The sequence below is a fragment of the Streptococcus sp. A11 genome (assembly GCF_043674225.1).
Classification (GTDB): Bacteria; Bacillota; Bacilli; order Lactobacillales; family Streptococcaceae; genus Streptococcus; species Streptococcus suis_V.
In genome coordinates, this window is sequence record NZ_JBIMJS010000001.1 from 118,952 (window position 1) to 141,009 (window position 22,058).

Here is a 22,058-nt window from a genome sequence, read left to right on the forward strand (position 1 = left end):
CAAACATGGTCTTAATCTTGGCCAAGACCATCATCTGAATATGGCCTTTGGCATTTTCATCCTTAGCTGACAGCATGACATGAGGAAACTGACTGGGAGTAAAGCTGTCATCGGTCTTGTCCAGCTTGTTATAGAGAGCTAGTCGGGGAATATCCAACATGTCCAAGTCCTTGAGAATGTCCAAGACCACCTGTTCCTGCTCACTGTGGTTGGGGTCAGAAGCATCGATGACATGGAGCAAGAGGTCCACATTCATGGACTCCTCCAAGGTGGACTTGAAGGCAGAAATCAACTCGGTCGGCAGGTCCTGAATGAACCCAACCGTATCGGTCAAGGTCACGTTGAACTTGTCAGCCAAGTTAATCTGCTTGGTCGTGGCATCCAGTGTGGCAAAGAGTTCGTCCGCCTCGTACTGACGCTTGTCGGTCATAGCATTCATGATAGTGGACTTACCAGCATTGGTATAGCCAATCAGACCGATTTTAAAAATCCCCGACTGCAAGCGACGTTCACGAACAGTCGCTCGGTTTTTCTCCACTGTTTTGAGTTGGCGTTCGATGTCGTGAATCTGGTTGCGAATGCTTCGACGGTTGAGCTCCAACTGGCTTTCACCCGGTCCACGAGAGCCAATCCCCCCTGCCTGACGGCTGAGCATAATCCCCTGACCAACTAGACGGGGCAACATGTATTTTAACTGGGCCAGATGAACCTGCAATTTCCCCTCGTGGCTCCTAGCTCGCATGGCAAAAATGTCCAAAATCAACTGCATCCGGTCGATGACCTTGACACCGAGAATTTCTTCTAAGTTGACATTCTGACGGGGTGTCAGCCGGTTATTGACAATGACGGTATCAATCTCGTCAGCTTCGACCATCTGGGCAATTTCATCTAGTTTCCCTGAGCCGACAAAGGTCTTGCTGTCGTATTTTTCACGTTTTTGAGTGTAGACTCCCTTGACCTGAGCGCCAGCCGTCTTAGCAAGACTTGCCAACTCCTCCATGGACATGTCAAAATTATCTGTCTGCTGTAATTCCACTCCAACCAGGAGGGCACGTTCTTGTTCTTTCTGGGTTTCAATCATCTAAAAATTCCTCCACAGCGGTAAAAATGGCCTCTTTGACTGTCGGCTGACCGATTTCATAGAAGGTTACGGGCATGCGGTTGCGGAACCAAGTCAACTGGCGTTTGGCAAAGCGGCGACTGTTCTGCTTGACCTTATCGATAGCCTCTTCCAGCGAAATCTCACCAGCCAGATAGGGGAAAAACTCCTTATAGCCGATGCCCATAGCCGCTTGAGCGGTCGGGTGGTTCTCATAGAGCCATCTCACTTCCTCCAGCAAACCCTGTTCCATCATCTTATCCACTCGCTGATTGATGCGGTCGTAAAGAACCTGTCTGTCATCTGTCAGGCAGATGTAAAGAGGCTCATATTCTGACTCTGTATTTTCTAAGTTTTTGCCAATTTTTTTCAACTCTAACCCACGAATCATTCTCCGTCGGCTGTTTCCCTCGACCGTCAAACCTGCCTGCTCTGCCATTGTTTCCAAATCCTCGTCAGACAAGCAGTCGAGTTCCGCCCGATAAGTAAGAACTTGCTCCTGGTCAACCTGCCCGCCCAGATGGTAGCCTTCTAACAGACTTTGGATGTAAAGTCCCGTACCACCAACGATAACAGGCAACTTGCCACGACTTTTAATGTCAGCAATCAGGGCCTTGGCTTCTGCTACAAATTCATAAGCCGAATAACCATCGGTCACATCCCGGACATCAATCAAATGATGAACTGCTGCCGCCTGCTCCTCTGGACTGGCCTTGGCTGTCCCAATATCCAGCTTACGGTAGACCTGTTGGCTGTCTCCGCTGATAATTTCGCCCTTATAGCGCTTGGCCAGTTCAATTCCCAGCGCTGTTTTTCCCACCGCTGTCGGTCCCAAGACCACAATTACCTTAGTTTTCATCTTTTTCCTTGAAAATTTTTTGTTTTTTCGCTAAAATCTATTATAACACAAGTAAAGGAGAATTCACTATGGCTAAAGGTTTTGGCAAAGGTTTCTTGACAGGCGTTCTTTCTACCGTTGCTGTGGCAGCAGGTGCTATCTTCACCGTTCATAAAACAATTATCGAACCAGAAGAAAAGAAAGAAGCCTTCATTGAAGAAAATCGTAAAAAAGCAGCACGCCGTCGCGTGTCACGTTAAGGAAAAGTTGGATGAAACGTCCAGCTTTTTTCTTTTGGCAGCAACATAAAAACAGCCCAAAACGGACTGTTGACTTCAGCATTTTCCTACAAAATAATCTCTTCCTTCTCAATCAAGACAATGGTCCACATCATGACCAGGGTCACCACTGCTAGTGCCAAAATCAGCGGTAACCATGACCCAAATACTGGAAAACTATAGCCCAGGAGACCTGGACCAAAGGCAGCAATCAGATAGCCGCCCGTCTGCACCATACCGGATAATTGGGCAGTCGCCTGTGGGTTGCTGGTTTTCAGGGTAAAGCCCAGCATCATATAAGGGAACAATGCACCATTGGTAAAGCTCAAAATCAAATGAATGGCAGTCCAAATGGCAAGATTTACAGGCGCTAAGGCCATGAGAGCGAGACCTACTAGAGAAACAGCGGAGATGATTAACATTATCCACCTACGCCCATCCTTGGTCTGACGAGAAAGAATAGCCGGTGTCACCATAGACATGGGAATGCCCATGAGATTGTACATGCCGGACATGAAACCAGCCTCAGCCTTGCTAAAGCCAATGGACTGAGCAATGGTTGGGAGCCAGGTAATCTCTGTATAGAAGAGCACCGACTGGAGACCGCCGAAAATCAGAAAGGCAAGTGCAGCCTTATTTTTCCAAAGAGATTGACCAGATGACTTTTCCTGATTACTTTCAAAACGATGATTATGGCGGACATTTGGCAGCCAAATCAAGAGGGCCAAAAAGATTACGGCCGTGACCAGATAGATAAAGGTCTGCCATGAAGTCGCCGTAACCACAGGTACTGCCGCCATAGAGGCCGTAGTTCCAGCCACCCCCATCAGGGTCACATAAATAGTGGTATAAAGCCCGATTTTCTTAGGAAAATTGGCTGTCACAATACTTGGCAGCAGGACATTGATAAAGGCAATGGTCCCGCCCAGCAAAACGGTTCCTACAAACAAGCCCACCAGACCGCTGGCCCGCATTCCTGAGCCAATAGTCATGATGAAGAGCACCAGCGCCATCAACTTTTCCAAGCCTAGCTTGCCAGCCAAGCGCGGTGCCAAGGATGAGCAGAGGGCAAACATAATCAGCGGAATAGAGGTCAGAACCCCCAAGGAGCTGACTTGTACCCCCAAGCCAGCCGCGATGTCCGTCAAAATGGCAGGCAAGGCTGTAAAGGGAGCCCGCATAACCACACCCAGCATAATAATACCAGCTACCATAAATAGCGATTGTTTTTTCATATCGTGATAGTTGTCCCTTCTCTAACGTTCGGATTTCAGCAAGTATGATTATACCATACTTGACAAATGATAGAAAGTTATTCTGTTTTATTTCTGGTTATAGTTTTAAGCTATATCATTTCCCATTAAATAACTATTTTTCAAATGGGAAAATTTACGTTAGAATACAAACATACCAAACGAAAGCGAGAAAATATAACATGACACAATCAAGATTCCTACTAGTTGGCTCCCTCCTCCGCCCTTCAGCCCTTGGAGAATACAAGCGCCAAATCGAGGCACGTGATGACATCAAGTACCCATTTTACGATGCCTTCGACGGCTACAAAGAGACTGAAACTGAACTTATCGAGAAAATCGTTGCGGAACAAAAAGAAAATGGTCTAGACATCGTAACTGATGGCGAATTTGGTCGCTCTATGTGGCACCTGGACTTCCTCTGGGGCTTTGAGGGTATCGAGCGTTACATCGCTGATCACGGCTATCCATTTAAAGACCACGATGGCCAGCCTTATGAAACTCGTAAGGACATCGGTCTTCGCATTACCGCTCCACTTTCTTCTAAAAATCACCACTTCATCGATATTTACAAGCAAGTACAGGAATTGGCTGGGGACACGACAACCAAGCAGACTATCTACGGACCAGCTCATGCCTTCAATGAATTGATTATTTTCAACGGTCAGGTTGGACCAGATCAAGTCTACAAGACCCGTGAAGACTTGAAAGAAGGCCTCATTGCTGCCTACAAGGAATTCTTGGACCAGTATAAGGCTGCTGGTGGTCAGATTGTTCAATTTGACGACTGTCTCTGGGAACTCTTCGACCCATCGAATCCTGTGCCATTCTTGCCGCAGGATGACCCAGAAGCTTTGGCTACTCTTGCAGATGAATTTATCGCTATCAACAATGCCGTTGCTGACTACGGTCATGAAATTGGCTTGACAGTCTGGACCCATAACTGCCGTGGTAACTATGAAAGTCGCTCTGCAGCTGGTGGTACTTACGAGGCTATCGCTGAGAAATTCTTGAAAAACCAGCGTTACAGCCGTTTCTTCCTGGAATGGGATGATGAGCGTGCCGGCGATTTGAAAGCTTTGGAAAGCTTGAAAGATTCGGATGTCGAAATTGTTCTGGGTCTGCTTTCAAGTAAGACTTCTGAACTCGACGATGAAGAGCGTGTTTACAAACTCCTCGAAGAGGCCAGCAAAATCATTCCAAAAGAACGCCTCTACCTGTCACATCAGTGCGGTTTTGCATCATGTGACTCTGGCAATGAGCTTGCTATCCCACAACAATGGGCGAAAATCAAACAAGGTCAAGACATTGCAGCCAAATTCTGGGCTGACTAAAGAAGTAAATCAAGGAGCCATCAGCATTGCTGGTGGTTTTCTCATGTTCAAAATCGCCTGACGCACAAAACGACCCTGAAACTCAAGCTACAGGGTTGTTTGTCTATCTAATAAAGTAATTGTGCCAAAATCAAAACCGCAATCAGGGCCAGCAGATGACCGATATTGACAACGATAAAGGAATGCTTCAAGCCCCGCTTCATGCTCAATTTGGCCAGATTATGGAAGGTAATCATAACTCCCGATTGAGGAACAACTGTCAGCACCGCCGAGGCAATAACCGTCACCCTGTGCAAAACCTGGGGATCGATACCCGAATCAAGGTAGGCGGGCAAGAAATTGCTGGCAGCAATCCCTACCGCACCAGACGAAGAGCCAATGATACCACCGATTAGGGCAGTCGACACCGAAAGACTAATCAGGGGCGAACCAGAAATCTGTCCAATCCAGTCTTGGATAAGCAAGAAGCCTGAGGACATGGCCAAGACCGTTCCGAAAGCCACTGTGCTAGAAGTCGCAAATGCAGGTAGAACAGATGCCGTTGTCCCTTTATTTAAAAGAGTTTGCTGATTGACCAGATTCTTACGGAAGAGAAAATCTGACACCAGTATGGCCACCGTTAGCCCCACAACCAAGATATAAGGTGTTTTCTGAAAGATATAAATAGTTGCAACCAAGCTCAACATGGGCAGGCTTGCCAAAACTAGATCAGGAAGATTTGCATTATCTGTAGTCACAATTTCCTCATCACGCTCAGTATAACCCTCATTTTTCGCCATACTTTTCTTCAAGGCAAACCGCATATAGGTCAAACCAAAAACGACTAAAATTAAGCTTGAAACCAGACTCAAGAGCGGTGCGGCGGTCAAAGTCGTCCCCAAAACCTTAGTTGGAACCGCATTATGAATGGACGGCGTCCCTGGCAAACTGGACATGGTCAGGGTGCTGACACCTAAAAAAACTGGAATTGGAAATAGTTCCCAATTGATATTCAGCTCCTTAAAGAGCGGTCTCGACAGGGGCAAGAGGGTGAAAATAACCACAAAAAGGCTGACACCCCCATAGGTCAACAAGGAGGCAATCAGGACAATAGCCAGCAATACCTTATAAGGACTTTCCTTACCAACCACTCGCAGAATACTATTGGCAATGGTCTGGGTAGCACCACTTGCTTCCATATACTTGGCAAGTATGGAGCCCAGCATAAAAATCGCAAAGTTATTGATTAAAAAACCAGCCAGGCCAGTCATATAAGACTGCTCCTTGCCCAACATGGTCTCTAAAATAGGCATTTGATTGGTCAAAGCCACGATCAAGCTCGCCAAAGGGGCCGCAACCATCACGTTTAGATTCTTTGTGGTCCAATAAATAATGGCCACAATCGCCAAAAATACCCCTACTACTCCTAAAATTGTCATAGTTCTCCTTTAATGAAAAGAGGGATTGCTCCCTCTGATTTTTACCTATACTGCCGAATGTCCTCTTTCCCTTGAACCTTTGCCAGCAACTGGACCACTGTCTGCCCTAGAATTGGATGGACATAATCAGCCGCAATATCAGCCAGAGGCTGTAGGACAAAGGCCCGCTCATGGGCATAGGGATGGGGCACCGTCAGCCGTTCGGACTGGATGATTTCCTGGTCCCAGAAAATAATATCCAGGTCAATGGTCCTCTGTCCCCATTTTTCAATACGAACACGGTCCAAGTCCAGTTCGATTTTTTGACAGATTTCCAAAAATGCTAGAGGCTCCAAATCCGTAAAGACCCGACAGGCTAGATTGAGAAAGTCAGCCTGGTCCGTCTTGCCCCAAGCTGGTGTCTCATAAAGAGCCGATACGGCTCCCAGCTGACAGGCAGGATGATTATCCAAACTCTCCAAGGCAGCCTGCAAATAGGCCTCACGGTCCCCCATATTGCCACCAATGCTCAGATAAGCTGTGTGTTTCATAGGCGTTTACGCTCCAACTCAATACCAACTGAATCATAGTGGCCAGCGATAGGCGGATTTTCCTTGTGGATGGCCAGCTTGATCTTCTCTACTTTGGGAAATTGGTCAAAAATCTCCTGACAAATCAGCCCTGCAACTTTTTCAATCAGAATATAGGGTTTACCTTCGACCACTTTTTTCATAGCCTCGAAAACAAGGCCATAATGAACTGTATCTTCCAAATTATCCGACAATGAGGCAGCGGTTAAATCCAGAAACAAATCGCAGTCCACCGTAAAAATTTGCCCCAGGGTCTGCTCTTCCTTGAAGGCGCCGTGGTAGCCATAAAATTTGCATTGTTTGAGTGAAATCTTATCCATTCTTGCTCCCATTCACTAATTGGTCCCAGACAGTAACCAGATCTCGATTGGCTTGGACATTGTGGACTCGGACCATTTTACAGCCCTTGGAAATAGCCCAAGCAGACAGGGCTGCCGTTGCCTGATCCCGGTCAGCTGCCAAGGTATTACCACCCAAAAGATGGTCAACCACCCGCTTACGGGAAATCCCAAAAAGAACTGGATAACCAAGCCCAGTAATCTTCTCCAAGCCTTGGAGAAGATCCAGATTGTGCTGGGCATTTTTGGCAAATCCAAGCCCAGGATCCAGCCAAATCTTGTCAGCCGAAATACCAGCTGCTAGGGCTGCCTGAGCCCGCTCCGCTAGAAAATCTCGCACTTCTTGCACAATATCCTCGTAGACTTCCTCTGTTTGATTGTGCATGAGGATAATGGGTACCTGATACTCCGCTGCCAGGGCCAGCATTTCTCCGTCATAGAGACCTGCCCAGACATCATTGAGAATGTCTGCACCAGCCTCCAGAGCCGCACGCGCTGTCCCAGTCTTATAGGTGTCGATAGAAACCAGGCAGTCAAAACGCTCCTTTATAGCACGAATAATCGGTACCACACGGGCGATTTCCTCCTCTTGGGAAACAAATTCCGCCCCCGGTCGGGTAGACTCGCCACCGACATCGATGACCTGGGCACCTGCTGTCAAAAGCTCTTCAGCCTGCGCAAGGGCAGATTCTACTTCATTAAATTTTCCACCGTCAGAAAAAGAATCCGGCGTGACATTGATAATGCCCATGATGGACACTTGCTGGTGTAAGTTGTCAATCGACATAGCTCCTCCTATTTGTGAATCATGGACAGCAATTCGCGACGCAAAACAGCATCTTCCTTGTATTTTCCAAGAGCAACTGTGGTCACAGTCTTGCTGCCTGGCTTGCGAACACCACGCATACCCATACACATGTGTTCCGCCTCCACCATAACGTAGACGCCTTCTGGCTCCAAGGCGTCCTGAAGGGCATGGGCTACCTGGTGAGTCAAGCGCTCCTGCAATTGTGGACGGCGACTAGCCACTTCCACCGCACGCGCCAATTTGCTGAGGCCTGTCACACGACCCTTGCTAGGTAGATAGGCCACATGTGCCACCCCATAAAAAGGCACCAAATGATGCTCACACATGGAGTGAAAGGGAATATCCTTGACCAAGACCACTTCCTCATGCCCCTCCGAAAAGACCGCCGTAAACTGATCCTTAGGGGCTTCATTGAGACCAGAAAACATCTCCTGGTACATCTTGGCCACACGCTTAGGCGTATCCAGTAGTCCCTCACGGTTAGGGTCCTCGCCCAATAATTCCAACAATTGGTAAATGGTTTGTTCAATTTTCTCTTGCTTTGACATAATACATCCCCTTGTTTAATGTTCTTATTATACCCTAAAAAGGCTCCTAGGAAAAGTCTTACTCCCCTTTGTGATATAATAAAACAAAGAATTGTAAGGAGAGCGTCACATGACCAAGAAACCCGTCCAGTTAGCGACGATTTGCTATATTGACAATGGCAAGGAATTTTTATTACTTCACCGCAACAAGAAAGAAAATGATGTGCATCGCGGCAAGTGGATTGGCGTCGGTGGAAAATTAGAAGCCGGTGAGACCCCTCAAGCCTGCGCAGCCCGTGAAGTCTTGGAAGAGACAGGCCTTACGGCCACCAAATTGGCTCTGAAAGGCATTATTACCTTTCCTGACTTCACCCCCAATATGGATTGGTACACCTATGTCTTCAAGATTACCGAGTTTGAAGGTAACCTAATCGACTGTAACGAAGGAGATTTGGAGTGGGTTCCCTATGACCAGGTCCTATCCAAGCCCACCTGGGAAGGCGATCGACATTTCCAAGAATGGCTCTTAGAAAACAAGCCCTTCTTCTCCGCCTGTTTCCGCTATGACGGAGATAACTTACTAGACTACTCAGTGGATTTTTATGAGTGATAAACAGCTTAAAACCTGCAGGTCAGCTGACCTGCAGGTTTTAAGTTATTCTGATACTGGTTGCTCTGCTTGAGATTGAGCCTGCTTGCCTTCATCAAGGAGGGCTGCAATAATCTTCTGGTCACGCAGTTTGACGGAATCGTTGATGGTCTCAGCTGAGTGGATAATAGCCGCCTCCAACTCACGGCGTTTCTGACGCCCTTCATCAATAGCGGCGATGATGCCGTTGTTCTGGGCTACCAGACTTTCAGCCAATTTTGTCACCGACTGAACAGCCAGAGTCGGATTTTGAGCTGTGCGTTCCATCATCGGAATGGCTTCCTTAGACGTATCTGCCAGCATCTGTAGAGCAGCATTATTGGCATTGACGATGGCATCAGCCGTCTGGCTGGACTTTATGGACTGTTGCAAAATACCTAACTGGGCGATGGATAACTTCATGGTCGGAATGGTATTGCGGCGGAGCATGCCCAAACGCTGTTTCATATCGGACGATACCTTGACCAGATTCCGCATCTGCGGTGTCGTTGTCCAGGCCACATAGAGACGGCTCAGGTATTCAGAATGCTGTTGCTCCAAAATATTGGCCACTTCTGTGATCCGCGCCAGCTTTTCAGAGGCTACCTGATAGTCAACAGTGGTCGGAACCAGGCTAGCCAGTCTTTCCTGCTCTGCTCTTGCTCGCTGAGCGGCCTCTTGACCTGTCGCCTCGATAAAGGCAATGACACCGACCAGATTCTCGATAGACTTGGTATTGTTTTCAATCAAGAGCTCGGCAGAAACGATATTGCGCGAGAGAACTTCTTCCTGCTTGACCACGCTGGCTGCCATAGTGTCCATTTTCTTTTCGATGGTCTGAGAATCGAAGTAAAATTCCTGCAAGTCGTTCTTGGTCTGCTTGAAAAGACGCTGGAAGAAACCAGGTTTCTTCTCTAATTCAGCCGTGCTTGAAATGTCCTTATACTTGGCCACAAAGCCGTTAAGTTCACGGTTGGTATTAGCCAAAAGCTCATCCACCTGCGGAATTTCAATCTTCTTCTGCTCACTCAAGATGTGGTTGACCGTTGCATTGACCTCCTCAACCGCCTCCTTGCCAAAGTCCAGGAGGGCGTTCTGGTTAGATACAAAATTATCCACCAACTGCGGTGCCTTGGCCTGGATTCCGGCCTGCTGTTCAGGTGTCAATTGGGCAAGGAAGGATACTTTCTGACTGTCACCAATGGGCGTAGCCTGGATGATTTCAGTTGTCTTGTCCTTCTGGTTCAAGCCGTTGCTGGCAATGGCATCTATATCAAAATTAAATCCTGACATCTTATTCCTCTACTTTCTTGTCACGTTTCATCATACGCAGGCTGACTTCAAAATCCTGCATATCGGCTTCGTTAAACTGGCGAATGGTATTATCCAAGTCACTATCAAAGGTCTCCATGGCAGATTTTGCCTGGGCCAAACGTTCTTCCGCATTGAAATAATCCTTGGGAGACTGCTTGATTTTCATATACCCCTGCAAAATATCCTGGAAACGCTGCATATTGGCCTCATGAATGGCCGTCAGCTCTTCCTTCTTATCCGTTGTCGCCTCTAATTTCTCTAAAATAACTAGATGATCCCGTTGGATATTGCAGTAGGTCTCAAGAATTTCCGGCGTCAGGTCCGCAATCCACTCCTGCTCCGTCAGCTCCTGCTTGGCTTGAACGAAAGGCTCTGCCTCCTTGACAGGCTCTGCTGACTTTTCAGGAAGTTTGAGCTGATACTTGAGCTGGAGGGTGCCCACAACTTCCTTACTCTTATAGGCATCTAGGTACTTACCAACCTTTTGATAGACTTGGTCCAGCTCAAAGAGTTCTGCCAGCAAGCGTCCCCGCAATTGCAGAACCGCCTTGTCCTCCCCATTTTCAGCCAAGAGCTGCTGGTGCTTGGAAAATCCCGCACTGATGGACCATACCAGATTTTCCAACCGCCGGATAGATGAACGGTTGAGCATCCGATGAACCGCAGGACGATTCTTTACATAGAGATAACCCAGTCCCAGAGGCAAAATAATATACCAAAAATTTATCAAAATCCCCAAGACAATGAACAGGGCAAGGATAGAGCCCCAACCATCATCTTTTTTATAGCGTTTTTTACCCATACGTTTTCCTCATTTTTCCATTATAATTATATCATATTCCTCCCCATCTATGAAAAATTTACCAAAGAAAAAAGCCGGGTTTCCCCAACTTTTTAGAAGGCCTTGGCCTGGGTTGCATGGATGCTGTCAATGGAAATACCAGAGGTGGCAAACAGGTTCTCCAATTCCTCTACAGCGATGCGGCCTTCGATTTGAACCTCGATGACCACATTGCCTTTTTTAGTTTGTAATTGAACGGTGCTAATGATATTGTAGCCCTTGTCAGAAATAATCTTGATAATCTTCGCAAGCTCACCAGCCTTATTTTCAACTAGGAAACGAGCCCGCACGCCCTCTTCTCCATAGCCTGAAACGTGGAGGAAGGCAGCAAAGATATCGCGGTCTGTGATGACACCGTAGAGCTGACCATTGTCCACAACCGGCAGGATGCCCACCTTGTTTTTATACATGAGGTAGACTGCATCCTCCAAGCTGGCATAGCCTGAAATTGTGATGACGTCCTTAATCATGACATCCTTGACCTTGGTCTTGTTGAGCAGGTAGTTCATCTCGTAGATAGACAGGCTGGTCGCCTTTGACGGACTAGCTTCTGCTATGGTACCTTCTGTCACCAAACCGACCAATTTATCATTTTCAATGACCGGCAAGCGGTGCAAATCCTGCTCACGCATGATGTCTGCAGCATGGGCGATCGTTGTATCTGGTGAAATGTAAACAACCTTACGGGTCATAAAATCTTTAACGGACATGGAACTTCCTCCTCGATATTTTCTACTCCTATTATAGCAAAAAACGAAAACGATTTCAATATCTTATGAAAAGAAATGAAAATCAGTGATCAACGACCACTGATTTGTTAGAAACTAGATTCACAAGTAAGGCACTTTAAGTTTTTTGATGGAATACTGACTGTATTTCGAGAAAAAACGAACGAAACTTGCCTTAGCTCAGGTGCCGAATTGTGAGTACAGGTTCTAAAATTATACACCCTTAACTGCGAAATAGATCCCGCTTGGGCAGGCAAAGTTAAAGTTAGGGAAAGGCTGTTCATTGACTGGGCTGCAGGTATCTGTCAAACCAGCGATGCGCTCCTGAAGGCCTGCAATATCGGATGTTTCAAACAAGACGCTCGGTACATTGTCCAACACCTCTGGCGATACTTGAGCGATAAATTCCTTGGCATAAACCGTAATCGTAGTCGTCGCATCCGCATGAGACTTCATATCAAAGGTCACAAAGCCCATCATCTCCGCTTCATTTTCAATGACAAAACCTGCCGCTGACCAAAAACTTTTTTCTGCCGCCACATCATCCACATAGAGCATGAGTCCCAATTCTTTATTAAACATCTGTTATCCTCTTTCTAAAACGATATTGCTAATCATAGCAAGATATGGTTCAAATTGCAAGAATGAATTTCTAACCTTCTAGCGATTTGTCGGCTGCCTGGGCCAGTCTCCCTTCTTCCAACTCAGCCTGCTCACGCGCCTGCTTTTTCAGACTCTTAATCTCGCTCTTCAAGCCCATATTTTTTGACATTCCAAGCAAATATTGGATGACCAAGCCAAGAAATACAGAGCCGAGAATGACCAAAATCAAGGGCAGACGGAAATAACCAAAGATATAATTGACCTTAACAACCTGTTGGTTAGCCAAAGACAAGACCACCGTCAGAACGATAATAACCAGTAAGCCGATTAGGGATAGTTTTTTCTTCATATAGCACCTCTTTCATCTGTCAGTCTATCATAAAACAGGAATCGTGACAAGGAAGGGGGATTGTGAATTGTATAGGAATATTTTCAGAAATTACTGCTATATTTTTTTACATATAAATAGGCAAATGAATCAAATGAAAAACCTGCCTATTCTCAATTTTTTTCATTTTCCAAAGAAACTATTCCCTGAAAAATAAGGAGGAACCTATGACAAAATATCAGTAAACAATCATTGTTTTATCACCCAACATAAGCAACAATACCTATTTATATAGGTGCATATCCTCATCATAATTTTTGCAACAAGTTTTTAGTTTGATATTTGTAAATAGGATACAATTTTCAAACTCTCAAAACTAAGAAGACACAAATATAAACATTCAATAATTTCATAAGTTCCGCTGATTTCCCACCCTCAAAAATGGACTTTTCTTCATTTCTTTCCTATTTCATGATACAATAGAGCTATGAGAATCCAACAATTATATTATGTTATAAAAATCGCAGAAACAGGGAGTATGAACGAGGCTGCAAAACAGCTTTTCATTACCCAACCAAGCCTGTCCAATGCTATCCGTGACCTAGAAAAAGAGCTCAATATCAAGATTTTTTTCCGTAATCCCAAAGGCATTACCCTGACCAAGGACGGGATTGAGTTTCTATCCTATGCCCGCCAGATTGTCGAGCAGACTGAGCTTCTGGAAGACCGCTATAAAAATCCCAATGCTAAGCGCCAACTCTTCAGCGTATCCTCCCAGCACTACGCCTTTGTGGTCAATGCCTTTGTCTCCCTGCTCAAGGAGACTGAAATGGAAGACTACGAGCTCTTCCTGCGGGAAACCCGAACCTGGGAAATCATCGATGACGTCAATAATTTCCGCTCAGAAATCGGCGTCCTCTTCCTTAATAACTACAACCGTGAAGTCCTGCTCAAGTTGCTGGATGACCACAGGCTCTCCCAAACGCATCTTTTCACTGCCAAGCCTCATGTTTTCGTCAGCAAGACCAATCCACTGGCACAAAAGAAAAGTATTAGCCTGGACGACCTAGCCGACTATCCCTATCTCAGCTATGAGCAAGGGATTCACAATTCCTTCTACTTTGCCGAGGAAATTCTCTCCCAAGTCCACCACAAGAAATCCATCGTCGTATCCGATAGAGCGACCCTCTTCAATCTCCTGATTGGGCTAAACGGCTATACGGTTGCAACTGGTATCTTGAACTCCAACCTAAACGGGGACAATATCGTCTCCATCCCGCTGGATTATGACGATGAAATCGAGCTCATCTACATCAAACATGAGAAAGCTGCCCTATCCGACATGGGGGAAAAATTCATTGACTATCTCCTGGATGAAGTAAAATTCGATAAAAAACAATGACATATTTAAGTAGATTTCTTCTATCAATATATGTTATAATGCTATCATGAAAGCAGTTGAAAGTGATGTTGGTAATATTTCAACAAAATCACGGGAACCGCTTTCATTTTTTTGTTCTTTATGCTATAATACTTCTATAATAAATTTTAAGGAGTGATGAGATGGCTCAAAATAAAATGTTAGCTATGATTCTTGCAGGTGGACGGGGAACCCGTCTTGAAGGTTTAACAAAAAAGGTGGCCAAACCTGCCGTTGCCTTCGGTGGAAAATACCGCATCATCGATTTCCCTCTCAGCAACTGTGCCAACTCTGGTATCGATATTGTCGGTGTCTTGACCCAGTACGAACCGGTCTTGCTCAACTCATACGTTGCCCAATCACAGCGTTGGGGGTTGGATGTCCAAGGTTCTGGTATTTTTGTCCTGCCACCAAGTGAGAAAATCGAAGGTTTTGGTCTCTATAAGGGCACGGCTGACGCCATCACTCAAAATATCGACTTCATTGATTTGAACGAGCCTGAGTATGTCCTCATCCTGTCTGGTGACCACATCTACAAGATGAACTACGACAAGCTCTTGGATACCCACATTTCCAAGAAGGCTGATGCGACTATAGCAGTTATCGAAGTTCCTATCAAGGAAGCGTCACGCTTTGGTATCATGAATACGGATGATGAGTACCGCATCGAGGAATTTGAAGAAAAACCGGCCAACCCTAAGAGCAATCTTGCCTCAATGGGTATCTATATTTTTACATGGAAAACGCTTAAGAAATACCTCCTGGAAGACGACAAATCAGAAACCTCATCACACGACTTCGGCCACGATATTATTCCAAAATACCTGGCAGATGGTCGCACTCTGATTGCTCACCCATTCCGTGGCTACTGGAAGGACGTGGGTACGGTTAATAGTCTCTGGGAATCTAACATGGACCTGATTGACCATGCAGATGAGCTAGACCTGTCTGACCGTTCATGGAGAATCTACTCTGAAGACAAGGGCTCTCCTGCTCAAGTTATCAGTGCTACTGCCTCTGTCAAGTCTGCCTATATCGATAAGGGAGCCATTATTGATGGTGCCATCGAGCACTCTGTTATCTCAAATGATGTGCAAGTTAATGTCGATGCGGTTGTCAAAAATTCTGTCCTCCTACCTGGTGCTATCATCGGTGAGGACGTTGAATTGGACTATGTCATCGTGGCTGAAAATGTCAAGATTGCGGACGGTGTCAAATTGGCTGGTGAACCAGACAATATCCTCTTGATTGATAAGAATGTGAACAAGTAAGAAAGGTCGATTATGTTAAGAAATACTCTAGGAATTGTAAATATTGAAGGGAATAATGTGCACTTCGGCAATGTCATGGACCACCGTGGTGTACAAGCCTTTGGTTTCCTTGGCCGCTACCGCTTGATTGACTTTGTCTTATCCAATATGTCCAACTCTGGCATTACGGAATTTCAGGTCTACATGCCTGCCAAAATGCGCTCAACCATCCAGCACGTCGGAACTGGTAAGCACTACAACATTAACAGTAAGCGTGGTTCGCTCCGTCTCTTGAACGGCGTGACAGACCCCAACTCTGTTTACCAGCATGACATCAATGCCTTTTCAGAAAATCTTCATTACATTGAAAGTTCGACCAAGGAATATGTGCTGATTGCGCCATCTTACTTCCTCTACAGCCAAGATTTCACAAAGGTCATGGCAGAGCATCAGGAAACTGGAGCTGACATCACCGTTCTCTACAAAAATGTTATGGACGCCAAAGAGAATTTTATCGGATGCCAAACCTTGAAATTCGATGATGACAAGCGGGTCGTGGCCTTTGAAGAAAACCACGGTAAATACAAGAATCGTCCTGTTTCACTTGAAGCCTACATCATGAAGCGGACCACCTTTATCGAGCTCATCCGCCGTGCCAACAAGGTTTCCTCGCTCTACTGGCTCAAGGATATCCTGCGCGATGTGGCTGACCAGTATGTCATCCGTGGCTACGCCCACCGTGACTTCGTTGCCTGCATCAACAGCATTGATAGCTATTTCAATACCCAGCTGGACCTCTTGCAGCGTGACACGCGCAAATTGCTCTTCAAAAATGATTGGCCTATCCATACCCAGACCAGCGATTCATCTCCTACTCTTTACGGAACACTGGCAGATGTCAAACGATGCCTGATTGCCAACGGTGCCAATATCAATGGTCAGGTTGAAAATTCTATTATTGACCGGGATGTCATTATCGAGGACGGGGTGACCATTAAGAACTCCATTATCTTAAATGGTGTAACGGTGCGCAACGGTGTCACTATTGAAAATGCCATTATCGATAAGGCGACCAAGATTGTTCATTCTACGGATATTAAAGGAACTGCAAGTAATCCAGCCTATATCAAGGCACATCAAATCATCTAGGAGTAAACATGACAAAAAAATCTGTACTCTTTGTAGCATCTGAGGGACTTCCATTCATCAAAACTGGCGGCTTGGCTGATGTGATCGGCTCTCTGCCAAAAGAATTGGTCAAACAGGGGATGGATGTTCGGGTTGTGCTGCCACTTTACAGGAAAATCGCCATCAACAACCATGCTGATTTTGATTATGTATCCAGCTACGATGTGCGAGCAGGCGATATCCAGTCCATGGCCAATGTCTACAGCCAGGTCGTCGATGGTGTGACCTTCTACTTCATCGAACATCGTGATTTCTTTGAGCGTGACGAGCTCTATGGCTACGATGATGACGCCATGCGGTTTGGGTTCTTCCAGCATGCGACCTGCCGTCTACTTGAGGCTCTCAACTTCTTCCCAGATGTCATTCATTCCCACGACTGGCATGCGGCGGTCATGCCCTTCCTCTGCCGGACCTTCTACAGCTACCGGGAGGAATTCCGTAATATCAAGCATGTCTTTACCATTCATAACCTGGCTTTCCAAGGGATTTTCAACAAGCAAGCCCTCTGGTCTGCCCTGGGGATGGACTACAGCTACTATCTGGATGGTATTGCACGTTTCCACGACGAATGTATCAGCTTTATGAAGCTAGGTATACTCTACGCTGACAAAGTAACGACTGTTTCTGATACCTACGCCAGAGAAATCCTTACCGAAGAATTCGGCGAAAATATGCAACACGTCCTCGAACTTCGCAAGCATGATTTGGTCGGTATTGTCAACGGTATCGATTACGATAGTTGGGACAGTCAGACAGATCATTATCTAGTGAAGAACTACGGTCTTGAAACAATCGGAGATAAGAAAGCCAATAAATTGGCCTTGCAAGCTCAGTTTGGACTTCCACAGGATGAACATGTCCTGATGATCGGTATCGTATCTCGTTTGACCTGGCAGAAAGGCTTCTACCTCTTGACTGAGGTGCTCGGCCATCTTCTTCAAGCCCATGTGCAATTTGTCATCTTGGGTAATGGTGAAGCAGACGTTGAAAATGCCTTCAACCACTTCAAGCATGCCTATCCTGAAAAATTTGCCTTCTACCGTGGCTACAATGAACCGCTTGCCCACCAAATTTATGCAGCAAGTGACCTCTTCCTCATGCCATCCATGTTTGAGCCCTGTGGTATTAGCCAGCTGATTTCCATGCACTATGGGACCCTGCCACTTGTCCGTGAGACAGGGGGATTGGTGGACACCGTCAAGCCATACCACATCGAAACAGCTCAAGGAACTGGCTTTAGCTTCGGCGGCCGTGATGCCTACAGTATGAAACAGGTCTATGACCTGGCCCTACAGACCTACTACGACCGACCAGAAGACTGGAATGCCATGGTCAAGCAAGCCATGGAAGAAGACTTCAGCTGGACCTCTTCAGCTGAGAAATATATCTGGCTCTACCGTGAAATTAGTGGCTAGGTAAGATTTGACCACAAACTAAAGGGGAGTGCGACCAAGGTCCACTCCTTTTCCACAAGGGAGATTGTTATGACAGAATTTACTGATTTGGATTTATACTATATGAATTCCGGTGAGCACACCACACTCTATGAGAAAATGGGGGCTCATATCATCAAGGAGCGTAATAAAATTCTTGGCACCCAATTTCGTGTCTATGCTCCAAATGCGAGAGAAATCTTTTTAGTTGGTGATTTCAATAACTGGGATCGCAGTCATCCCATGAATCGGGAAATTGACGGGGTCTTTGAGCTCTATGTGCCTGATTTGAAATCACTGGAAGACTACAAGTACCTGATTATCAGCCATGACGGTCGGGAAATTTATAAGGCAGACCCCTATGCCTTTTTCAGCCAGGTCCGGCCCAATACTGCCTCCACGACCTATAACAGTCGCTACAAGTTTAAGGACGATATCTGGATGTATGACCGGGTTTCTTACGATTTCAAGGAAGAACCTGTGTCTATTTACGAGGTTCATCTGGGTTCTTGGAAACAAAAGGTTGTCAATCAAAACCAGGCTGGCGCCCCGCTTGAATCCTTCTATTCCTATAAGGAAATCGCCCCTCTCTTGATTGACTATGTCAAGGAAAACAAATTCACCCACATCGAGCTGATGCCCATCACCGAGCATCCTCTGGATGCCTCTTGGGGCTATCAGGTCACTGGCTATTACAGTCCGACCAGCCGCTATGGCAAGCCTGATGAATTAAAATACCTGGTAGACCAGTGTCACCAGGCTGGGATTGGGGTTATTTTGGACTGGGTTCCCCTCCACTTCTGTAAGGATGCCCATGGTCTCTATCAGTTTGACGGATCCTGGCTCTATGAGTATTTCCATGAAAATGACCGTGAAAATAGACAGTGGGGTACGGCCAACTTTGACCTGGGCAAGGGCATTACGCGGTCCTTCCTCCTCTCTAACCTTAAATACTGGCTAGACAACTTCCATTTTGACGGCATTCGGGTCGATGCCCTTTCCTACCTCCTCTATTGGCGCGGAGAAACCGAAGAGGACAAAATCAACCATGCCGCAATTGACTTTATCAAGCGGGTCAATGCCATGGTTCACACCGATTACAAGGGCGTTCTCATGATTGCCGAGGATTCCTCAAGCTATCCAAAAGTCACCCATGCACTGGAAGACGGCGGTATTGGCTTTGACCTCAAATGGGACTTGGGCTGGATGAATGATACCCTGAAATTTGTCGAGCGTCCGTCTGTTTATCGTAAATACCATTCCAAGGAAATCACCTTTGGCATGTATTACAATCAAAACGAGCACTACCTCCTACCCCTGTCCCACGACGAGGTTGTCCATGGGAAACACTCTATCATTAATAAGATGAACGGGGATTTTGAAGATAAATTCCACCTGGCCCGTGTTTACTACAGCTTCTACTATGCCCATCCTGGTAAAAAACTCCTCTTCATGGGTAATGAATGGGGCCACATCCGCGAATGGCATGAATATACAGAAATGGACTGGGGATTGCGCCTTTATCCAAACCACGAGTCCTTCTACCAGATGATGAAAACCCTGTCTAACTTCTATCGGGACAATGATGCCTTTTGGAAATACGACCATCAAGCCTATGACAAGGGCTTTGATTGGATAACAATCGATGAAGAGGCCAGCGTCTACGCCTTTGTCCGCAAGAGTGATGACCAGGAAATTCTAACTGTTCATAACTTCAATGATCAGGAGGTCTTCGATGTGCACCTAGCCCTACCAACAGATTCTGAATACAAACTGGTCTTCTCATCCAATGCCATTCCAATGGAATCCTTCAGCCTTTATCCGGATGAAAATGGAGCCAAGATTACTGTTCCAAGGTTGACGTCCTTCTATCTGGAGCGAGTGAAATAGCGATAAAATCTTGTGCCTTTGGTGCAAGATTTTTTTCTGTGCATTTGAGGAAAAATTCCACACAAAAAAGCCAGCCACTGTTTAGATGACTGACCTATGTATTCTATTCAACTGCTGTGTAAGTTGCTGCTTTCTCAAGGAAGGCGTCAAATTCACCTTTGGCTTTGACATCAGCGATAACCTTGTCGATTTCTGCTTTGAGGTCTGCGCTGCCTTTTGGAAGAGCAATGACTTTTGAATTTTCATCAATGGTTGGGAACTCAGCTTTGGCGATGGCCAAGTCAGCATTTTGTGAAACATAACCTGCTGCCACTGGCGAGTCCATCAAGACTGCATCAACCTTACCAGCCTTCAATTCGTTGACCGCTTCGCCCATCAAAGTGAGAGAAACAATCTTAGCACTGCTCAAGTTTTCTTTAGCATACGTTTCTTGTGTAGAACCTTTTTGAACGGCCAAGTTAAGACCTGCAAGAGCGTCGGTGTCTTTAATCTGATCTGCCTTGTCCTTGTTGACCAAGAGAACATCTGAAATCAGGTAATATTCTTCAGAGAAATCAAATGTTTTCGCACGTTCTTCTGAGTAAGAAATACCCGCGATGGCGATATCTGCCTTGCCATTTTGCACGCTGGTCAAGACGTTGTCAAAGTTCATTGGAGAGATTTCCAATTTTACGCCCAATTCATCAGCAATTTTCTGTGCCAACATGATGTCCGCACCAACGACTTCGTTTTTGCCGTCTACAAGTGCTTGGAATTCAAAAGGTGCATAGTCTGGGCTAGTAGCTGCGACCAAGGTACCTTTTTCCTTGATAACATCCAAAGTTGACTTGCTTGACTCCGTCGTTGACGATGAACAAGCTGCCAAGGTAAGACCAGCTACAACAGTTGCCGCAAGAGTTAAAATTTTATTAAATTTCATGATAATTTCCTTCTTTATTGCTTATGTTTTCAGATATTCTGAAACAACATGACCTATTATATGGTATTTTTATTCATTTGTCAACGGGAGTGCTTTGAATATTTATTCTTTATTTACTGATTGACTGTTGGTAGGCTTCTTCGACAAAGTCTGACATCTTGCCTGACTCAACCAGCTCTTTCACGACCTTGTCAATCTTAGCTTTCAGCTCTGCGCTTCCTTTTGGCATGGCAACAACATAAGAGTCCGAAATGGTTGTCTCAATGTCCATGTCCACAATTTGCAGGTCTGGGTTGCTACCCACATAAGCCTTAGCAATCGGTTCTTCAAAGATTACACCGTCCAATTGGCCAGATTTTAATTGCTGGATCAGGTCGCCGTTCTTCTCTAGACTGAGGATGGATGAGTCAGCAAAAGCCTCCTTGGCAACGGATTCTTGGATAGAACCTTTCTGGGTACCGATGGTTACTGATGCGAAATCTTCAGCCTTGCTGTATTTAGCTGCGTCATCCTTTTTGACAATCATCTTGTTGACCGACTGGTAGTAGGCTTCTGAGAAGTCGTAGGTTTTGGCGCGTTCTTCTGTGGCAGAAATCCCTGAAATACCAACGTCCGCCGTACCTTTTTGGACACTTGCCAATACGTTAGAGAAGCTCATTGGTGAGAACTCTACTTCCACGCCCAATTCTTCACCGATGGCCTTGGCCAACTCGATATCTGCCCCTACGATGGTATCCTTACCGTCAATCAATTGCTTGTATTCAAAGGGCGGGAATTCTGGGTTGAGGGCAACGACCAGGGTCCCCTTGTCTTCGATTTTTTCAAGTGTGGTTTGGTCGCTGTTTGATGAACCACATGCAGCCAAAGCCAAACTAGCAAAGCAAACTGTCGCAAATGTATAAACTTTTTTTAATTTCATGATAATCTCCTTTTTATGCAATAGACACTATTTTTATACCATACATTTCGTATGTTTATGCTATTTTATACCATAATTATGCAATTGTCAACCATAAAATCCGAATTTTTATACATTTTCTTGAAAAAAGTGAAA

The 22,058-nt window shown here is 45.8% G+C and carries 22 protein-coding genes and 1 pseudogene; 8 read left to right on the forward strand and 15 right to left on the reverse strand.

All coding sequences use genetic code 11. The annotated features are described in order from the left end of the window. Nucleotides 1-51: 51 nt before the first annotated feature. Both hflX and miaA read right to left on the reverse strand, forming a co-directional pair. Nucleotides 52-1,081, reverse strand: a pseudogene (hflX, locus tag ACHBIF_RS00570) (GTPase HflX); the annotation flags it as partial. Then, complete coding sequence (gene miaA / locus ACHBIF_RS00575; RefSeq protein WP_394717951.1) at nt 1,074-1,958, reverse strand: tRNA (adenosine(37)-N6)-dimethylallyltransferase MiaA; 885 nt, start codon at nt 1,956-1,958, stop codon at nt 1,074-1,076. The pseudogene hflX and the gene miaA, both read right to left, overlap by 8 nt. 68 nt (nt 1,959-2,026) lie before the next feature. Here miaA and ACHBIF_RS00580 point away from each other — a divergent pair, with 68 nt between their 5' ends. Then, a complete protein-coding gene (locus tag ACHBIF_RS00580) occupies nt 2,027-2,197 on the forward strand; it encodes a DUF3042 family protein (RefSeq protein WP_105122767.1) in 171 nt (56 codons plus the stop codon). A gap of 86 nt (nt 2,198-2,283) precedes the next feature. Here ACHBIF_RS00580 and ACHBIF_RS00585 read toward each other — a convergent pair whose 3' ends face one another. Then, nucleotides 2,284-3,450 (reverse strand): MFS transporter, encoded by a 1,167-nt coding sequence (locus ACHBIF_RS00585; protein WP_394717953.1) that lies wholly within the window; start codon nt 3,448-3,450, stop codon nt 2,284-2,286. Nucleotides 3,451-3,650: 200 nt separating this feature from the next. Here ACHBIF_RS00585 and ACHBIF_RS00590 point away from each other — a divergent pair, with 200 nt between their 5' ends. Next, nucleotides 3,651-4,802: a cobalamin-independent methionine synthase II family protein gene (locus tag ACHBIF_RS00590; RefSeq protein WP_394717955.1), complete on the forward strand. Its 1,152-nt coding sequence runs from the start codon at nt 3,651-3,653 to the stop codon at nt 4,800-4,802. A gap of 107 nt (nt 4,803-4,909) precedes the next feature. On the opposite strand, the gene ACHBIF_RS00595 is transcribed toward ACHBIF_RS00590, so the two are convergent. The 5 genes from ACHBIF_RS00595 to folE are packed head-to-tail and all read right to left on the reverse strand — an operon-like array spanning nt 4,910 to nt 8,483. Continuing rightward, complete coding sequence (locus tag ACHBIF_RS00595) at nt 4,910-6,220, reverse strand: GntP family permease (protein WP_394717957.1); 1,311 nt, start codon at nt 6,218-6,220, stop codon at nt 4,910-4,912. Between the two features lie 41 nt (nt 6,221-6,261). Then, nucleotides 6,262-6,750: a 2-amino-4-hydroxy-6-hydroxymethyldihydropteridine diphosphokinase gene (gene folK / locus ACHBIF_RS00600; RefSeq protein ID WP_105161184.1), complete on the reverse strand. Its 489-nt coding sequence runs from the start codon at nt 6,748-6,750 to the stop codon at nt 6,262-6,264. Next, nucleotides 6,747-7,109, reverse strand: coding sequence for a dihydroneopterin aldolase (folB, locus tag ACHBIF_RS00605; protein WP_125265645.1), 363 nt, complete (start codon nt 7,107-7,109; stop codon nt 6,747-6,749). The genes folK and folB overlap by 4 nt, the downstream gene beginning before the upstream one ends. Then, nucleotides 7,102-7,914: a dihydropteroate synthase gene (gene folP, locus ACHBIF_RS00610; protein ID WP_394717960.1), complete on the reverse strand. Its 813-nt coding sequence runs from the start codon at nt 7,912-7,914 to the stop codon at nt 7,102-7,104. Before folP ends, folB begins: the two co-directional genes overlap by 8 nt. Nucleotides 7,915-7,922: 8 nt before the next feature. Beyond that, nucleotides 7,923-8,483, reverse strand: coding sequence for a GTP cyclohydrolase I FolE (folE, locus tag ACHBIF_RS00615; RefSeq protein WP_105122760.1), 561 nt, complete (start codon nt 8,481-8,483; stop codon nt 7,923-7,925). Nucleotides 8,484-8,592: 109 nt separating this feature from the next. On the opposite strand from folE, the gene ACHBIF_RS00620 reads away from it, so the two are divergent. Continuing rightward, a complete protein-coding gene (locus ACHBIF_RS00620; protein ID WP_105110478.1) occupies nt 8,593-9,072 on the forward strand; it encodes an 8-oxo-dGTP diphosphatase in 480 nt (159 codons plus the stop codon). Nucleotides 9,073-9,117: 45 nt separating this feature from the next. Here ACHBIF_RS00620 and ACHBIF_RS00625 read toward each other — a convergent pair whose 3' ends face one another. From ACHBIF_RS00625 to ACHBIF_RS00645, 5 genes are all read right to left on the reverse strand, one after another. After that, the gene (locus tag ACHBIF_RS00625) at nt 9,118-10,383 is read right to left on the reverse strand and encodes a toxic anion resistance protein (RefSeq protein ID WP_172023055.1); all 1,266 of its coding nucleotides are present in this window, start codon (nt 10,381-10,383) and stop codon (nt 9,118-9,120) included. Nucleotide 10,384: 1 nt separating this feature from the next. Continuing rightward, the gene (locus tag ACHBIF_RS00630; RefSeq protein ID WP_394717963.1) at nt 10,385-11,206 is read right to left on the reverse strand and encodes a hypothetical protein; all 822 of its coding nucleotides are present in this window, start codon (nt 11,204-11,206) and stop codon (nt 10,385-10,387) included. Nucleotides 11,207-11,298: 92 nt separating this feature from the next. After that, nucleotides 11,299-11,955, reverse strand: coding sequence for a CBS domain-containing protein (locus tag ACHBIF_RS00635; RefSeq protein WP_172023053.1), 657 nt, complete (start codon nt 11,953-11,955; stop codon nt 11,299-11,301). A 231-nt stretch (nt 11,956-12,186) separates the two neighbouring features. Further along, nucleotides 12,187-12,555, reverse strand: coding sequence for a glyoxalase (locus tag ACHBIF_RS00640; protein ID WP_172067058.1), 369 nt, complete (start codon nt 12,553-12,555; stop codon nt 12,187-12,189). Nucleotides 12,556-12,625: 70 nt separating this feature from the next. Beyond that, a complete protein-coding gene (locus ACHBIF_RS00645) occupies nt 12,626-12,925 on the reverse strand; it encodes a lipopolysaccharide assembly LapA domain-containing protein (protein WP_394717965.1) in 300 nt (99 codons plus the stop codon). A 466-nt stretch (nt 12,926-13,391) separates the two neighbouring features. Here ACHBIF_RS00645 and ACHBIF_RS00650 point away from each other — a divergent pair, with 466 nt between their 5' ends. The 5 genes from ACHBIF_RS00650 to glgB all read left to right on the forward strand — a co-directional run bounded on the left by ACHBIF_RS00650 (nt 13,392) and on the right by glgB (nt 20,085). Beyond that, complete coding sequence (locus ACHBIF_RS00650; protein ID WP_394717967.1) at nt 13,392-14,306, forward strand: LysR family transcriptional regulator; 915 nt, start codon at nt 13,392-13,394, stop codon at nt 14,304-14,306. A 161-nt stretch (nt 14,307-14,467) separates the two neighbouring features. Next, the gene (locus tag ACHBIF_RS00655; RefSeq protein WP_172096185.1) at nt 14,468-15,595 is read left to right on the forward strand and encodes a glucose-1-phosphate adenylyltransferase; all 1,128 of its coding nucleotides are present in this window, start codon (nt 14,468-14,470) and stop codon (nt 15,593-15,595) included. A 12-nt stretch (nt 15,596-15,607) separates the two neighbouring features. Next, the gene (glgD, locus tag ACHBIF_RS00660; protein WP_172023051.1) at nt 15,608-16,723 is read left to right on the forward strand and encodes a glucose-1-phosphate adenylyltransferase subunit GlgD; all 1,116 of its coding nucleotides are present in this window, start codon (nt 15,608-15,610) and stop codon (nt 16,721-16,723) included. Between the two features lie 8 nt (nt 16,724-16,731). Then, on the forward strand, nt 16,732-18,177 hold the full coding sequence (glgA, locus tag ACHBIF_RS00665) for a glycogen synthase GlgA (protein WP_172073259.1): 1,446 nt from the start codon (nt 16,732-16,734) through the stop codon (nt 18,175-18,177). A 69-nt stretch (nt 18,178-18,246) separates the two neighbouring features. Then, a complete protein-coding gene (glgB, locus tag ACHBIF_RS00670; protein WP_125265653.1) occupies nt 18,247-20,085 on the forward strand; it encodes a 1,4-alpha-glucan branching protein GlgB in 1,839 nt (612 codons plus the stop codon). A gap of 103 nt (nt 20,086-20,188) precedes the next feature. On the opposite strand, the gene ACHBIF_RS00675 is transcribed toward glgB, so the two are convergent. Both ACHBIF_RS00675 and ACHBIF_RS00680 read right to left on the reverse strand, forming a co-directional pair. After that, on the reverse strand, nt 20,189-21,004 hold the full coding sequence (locus tag ACHBIF_RS00675; RefSeq protein ID WP_394717971.1) for a transporter substrate-binding domain-containing protein: 816 nt from the start codon (nt 21,002-21,004) through the stop codon (nt 20,189-20,191). A 109-nt stretch (nt 21,005-21,113) separates the two neighbouring features. Next, nucleotides 21,114-21,926, reverse strand: a complete 813-nt coding sequence (locus ACHBIF_RS00680; protein WP_394718125.1) for a transporter substrate-binding domain-containing protein — start codon at nt 21,924-21,926, stop codon at nt 21,114-21,116. Nucleotides 21,927-22,058 lie beyond the last annotated feature (132 nt).